Source organism: Anaerolineales bacterium (assembly GCA_022866145.1).
GTDB lineage: Bacteria > Chloroflexota > Anaerolineae > Anaerolineales > E44-bin32 > PFL42.
This window is the reverse complement of sequence record JALHUE010000404.1, coordinates 1-3,411: the sequence shown is the minus strand read 5'-3', so window position 1 is coordinate 3,411 and position 3,411 is coordinate 1. Positions and strand designations below refer to the sequence as shown.

General features: G+C 66.5%; 5 protein-coding genes. 1 reads left to right on the top strand and 4 read right to left on the bottom strand.

Annotated elements, in window-relative coordinates:
• The 3 genes from MUO23_12200 to MUO23_12190 form a co-directional block, all read right to left on the bottom strand.
• The coding region (locus tag MUO23_12200; GenBank protein MCJ7513719.1) for a Tad domain-containing protein at nt 1–344 on the bottom strand (344 nt) is incomplete at its 3' end.
• A 7-nt stretch (nt 345–351) separates the two neighbouring features.
• Complete coding sequence (locus MUO23_12195; protein MCJ7513718.1) at nt 352–1,044, bottom strand: pilus assembly protein; 693 nt, start codon at nt 1,042–1,044, stop codon at nt 352–354.
• Between the two features lie 217 nt (nt 1,045–1,261).
• Entirely contained in the window at nt 1,262–2,050 is a 789-nt protein-coding gene (locus MUO23_12190; protein ID MCJ7513717.1) for an A24 family peptidase, read from the bottom strand.
• 92 nt (nt 2,051–2,142) lie between these two features.
• Here MUO23_12190 and MUO23_12185 point away from each other — a divergent pair, with 92 nt between their 5' ends.
• Complete coding sequence (locus MUO23_12185; GenBank protein ID MCJ7513716.1) at nt 2,143–2,958, top strand: hypothetical protein; 816 nt, start codon at nt 2,143–2,145, stop codon at nt 2,956–2,958.
• A gap of 197 nt (nt 2,959–3,155) precedes the next feature.
• Here the strand turns inward: MUO23_12185 and MUO23_12180 are convergent.
• A partial coding sequence (locus tag MUO23_12180) for a hypothetical protein (GenBank protein ID MCJ7513715.1) occupies nt 3,156–3,411 on the bottom strand: 256 nt, incomplete at its 5' end.

Below are 3,411 nucleotides of genomic sequence, written 5' to 3'. Positions count from 1 at the left end.
TCGCCGCCGGTAGGGCACAAGGCCGGATCGTGCACGGCGGGATCCGGAGTCGGGTTAATGATGTCGCAGATGAAGATATTGGCGGTCGCCGGGTCGATGCTGTTGAGGTTGATGAACTCGGTAGCCGAGCGCTCGAGGGCCTCGACCGGCCGGCCCTCGCGGAACTGGTTGGCGGCCGCCAGCGAGGCGGCATCGACCGAGCGCCGCAGATGGCCGACGGCCGAGAACAGGATCCCGGCATCCACCGCCAGGCCGATGAACGCCGCCAGACCGATGAAGGCCAGGGCGATCAAGACCAGGGCTTGTCCACGCTGCAGTCGGTCGTCCATCGGTCTCCCAGTCATCGGTGGCCTACGGGGTCGTTGTCGGCGTCGGTTCGACATTGGCATTCGGCATGATGCTGTAAGCATGCAGCGTCACCGGATCGGGAACAAAAGCCGTGATCCAGGGCAGGGCCATCACCATGTGGTAATCGTAGAAGACCTCGACCAGCACCATCCCGGTCGTCGGCGCCAGCGGGTCCAACAAGGCTGCGATCTCAGCGTTGGTGAACTCCGAGTTCTGGTGGCCGCACAGGTTCATCCCATTCGGCCAGCCGGCTGGGAAGCGCTCCGTGACCGCGCCATTCATGGCGCCGAAGGCGGAGATCACAATGTCATTGCCACCATTGATCGTGATGTTGCAGTCATCGTCGTCATCGTCGACCCCGCCGGGGGGATCGTGGTCGATCCAATCGATCCGGTTGTCCGAGGAGGCGAGCAAGGATTCCTTCGTCAGCTGCTGCACGTCCGTGTAGAACTGCGAATTCGGGTTCAGGTAGGCGCCGGTGACCGGATGACGGATCGGATCGGCATCGGCGGCCCAGCGCGCCGCCTCGCGGGCGGCGTCGATCACGTCCAGGTAGTAGTTCAGCAGGATCCCGAACTCGATCAGGCCCGAGAGCATGATCAGCAGCAGCGGCAGCAGAATCGAGAACTCAACCAAGCTCTGGCCGCGCCGCCGCCGGGACCGAACCTTTTTCAGTGCGCCTGCCATGCGCTTCATCTTCCCCTCAATGGCTGTGATCCAAGACCGTCGTCCTGCCAGCGGGCATTCGCCGCCTGATGCCATTATAGGCGGCTCCGCCCGAACGGGGGTAGTACCCCAGGGGCAGACGGGCGGACGGTCGCCGGGCTGAGGCGGGACAGTAACGAAATCGCGACGCGTCTGCAAGTCGACGGCCGAGGCGCTGTGGGGCAGGTCCGGCCGGCGGGCTCACGAGCTATCCGATCAATCTCTCAAAGGCCGTGCGGCCGCCGAGGTAGACCGCCGCGGCACCCAGGACGAGGAACGGCCCATACGGGATGGGGAGGAACGCCGTGTAGCGCCGGCGCATCAGCATCGCCAGGATGTAGGCCAGGCTGAACAGCCCGGCGGCCAAGATGCCCAGAAACAACGCCACCGTCACCCCCGGCCAGCCCACCGTGATGCCGATCAGGCCGGCCAGCATCACATCGCCAAATCCGAAGGCCACTTCCTCGATCGGCTGACGCCGGGCTTGGCCGATCCAGCGGCTGAGCAGGCCGCCCAGCAGGTACAGCAAGTAGAAGGAAACGAAACCGGCCAGCCCGCCCAGCAGGGTCTTGGCCAGCCCGTGCTGGGGATCCAGCGACCGCATCACGCCAATTCCCAGCGCCGCCGGGACGCAAACCGCGAACAAGATCAGGCGGTGTTCGACATCGATCACGACGATCAGCAGGTAGATCGCAAGGATCAAACCATCCCGGACCATGGAAGCCGGCTGCGGATTTCGCTGCAGCAACCAGGCGGCCCCGAGCACACACATCCCTTCGACGACCGCCGCCCGCCATCCGGCGCCGCCTCCGCAGTAGGCGCATTCCCGCTGGCCGGTGGCGGCGGCCATGAGTCCCGACCAGGCCAGGCGGCTGCGCCGCGCCCCGCAACCTGGGCAATCCGAGCGGGTCGGCCGACGCCGATAGGGCAGGTTGTCCGCCAAGGCGTTGACGGCGATCCCCACTCCCCAGCCCGCAAGTAGCACCAAGACCAGCATCGAACGGATTATACCCAGCGTCTGCCTGCCCGGATCGCGCTGGGCGGCAGGCGGCGGAGGCGCGCCTCCGGGGGGAATGCTAGAATGCCTGCATGGCCCAGCGCCTTCCCAGCCTCAACCGCGTCCGCCTGAGCACGCTGGCCGCGATCGTGCTGCTCGCCTTCTCGCTCCTGCGCCTGATCGTGCTGCCAACGGTGCGGATCCAGATGGACGTCCTGGGACTGGTCGTGCGCCTGGACCTGGACACGCCGGCCGTGTTCCTGACGTTGACAGCGGCCCTGGTGATCGCCGGGACCGACTGGCTGATCCGCGGCCACCCGCAGATCGGCCCATCCTCCCTCACCCTGGAGCACTGGGTGATCCCCGGGCTGGCGACGCTGGGCCTGGGCGTGATTCTGTCCCGGATTCCTGCCGGGACCCTGCTGCTGCTGGGCCTGCCGTTCTCGGATTTGTTGCTGCTCCTGGCCCTCGCCGCCGAGTTCATCGTGGTCGATCGGCAGGATCCTCGGTTTGATGGGGCTTCGTTCTTGATCCGAGTGCTCTCCTACCTGCTGCTGACGGGGGTGTTGTTTGCCATCACCGCCACGGACCTGCGGGCTATCTTTGCGGTTCCCTTCGTCTTTGTGGCCACCAGTGCCATGTCGTGGCGCCTGCTGATTCTGGAGCGGGCCATGGCCACGGCCCGTATGGACGCCATCCTCATCGGCCTGGTTGTCGCTCAGGCGGCATGGGCGTTTCACTACTGGCCGATCGCGCCCTTGCGCGAGTCCCTGGTCCTCGCCCTGCTTGCCTATCTCGGCCAGGGCCTCACCCGGTTGCTGCGCCGCGGCGATCTGACCCCGCGCCGGGCCCTCGAGTACGGCCTGGTGGCCGCATTCTGCCTGGGTGCCCTGACGGTTCTGACCTAGTCAACCGACACTGGCCCCAACTCTCGCCGGGCGACGGACTTGTCAACCACGCCCCAGGCGGATCGGGTCGCTGGCAGCCCAGTGCGGCCAGAAAGACCCCTGCCCGCCTCGGTCTCTGGCGAGAATGAAGGCGCTGGCCGGTGGGCCAGCGCACGGTTTCATCGGATGCCTTGTGGCTGTGAGCGGTCAGCCAGGTCTCAGCCAGACGGCCCGGAACCGATGGGTTTACGCGGTTGAGGTTTGGTTCGCCGCAGGCTGATCGCCCGCTCGGAGCCTGCGAGCAGGCGCCGGATGTTGGGCAGCAGGGCGATCACCAGCAGGATAACCGCCCCGATCCCATAGAAGGCATCGGCCCAGGTTCCACCGCCGGCGACGGCCCTCCAGGTCAGCATGACGGCCGCGGTCAAGCCAGCAGCCAGAGTAGCCAGAGCGGCGTAGCCCGTTCCAAACAGG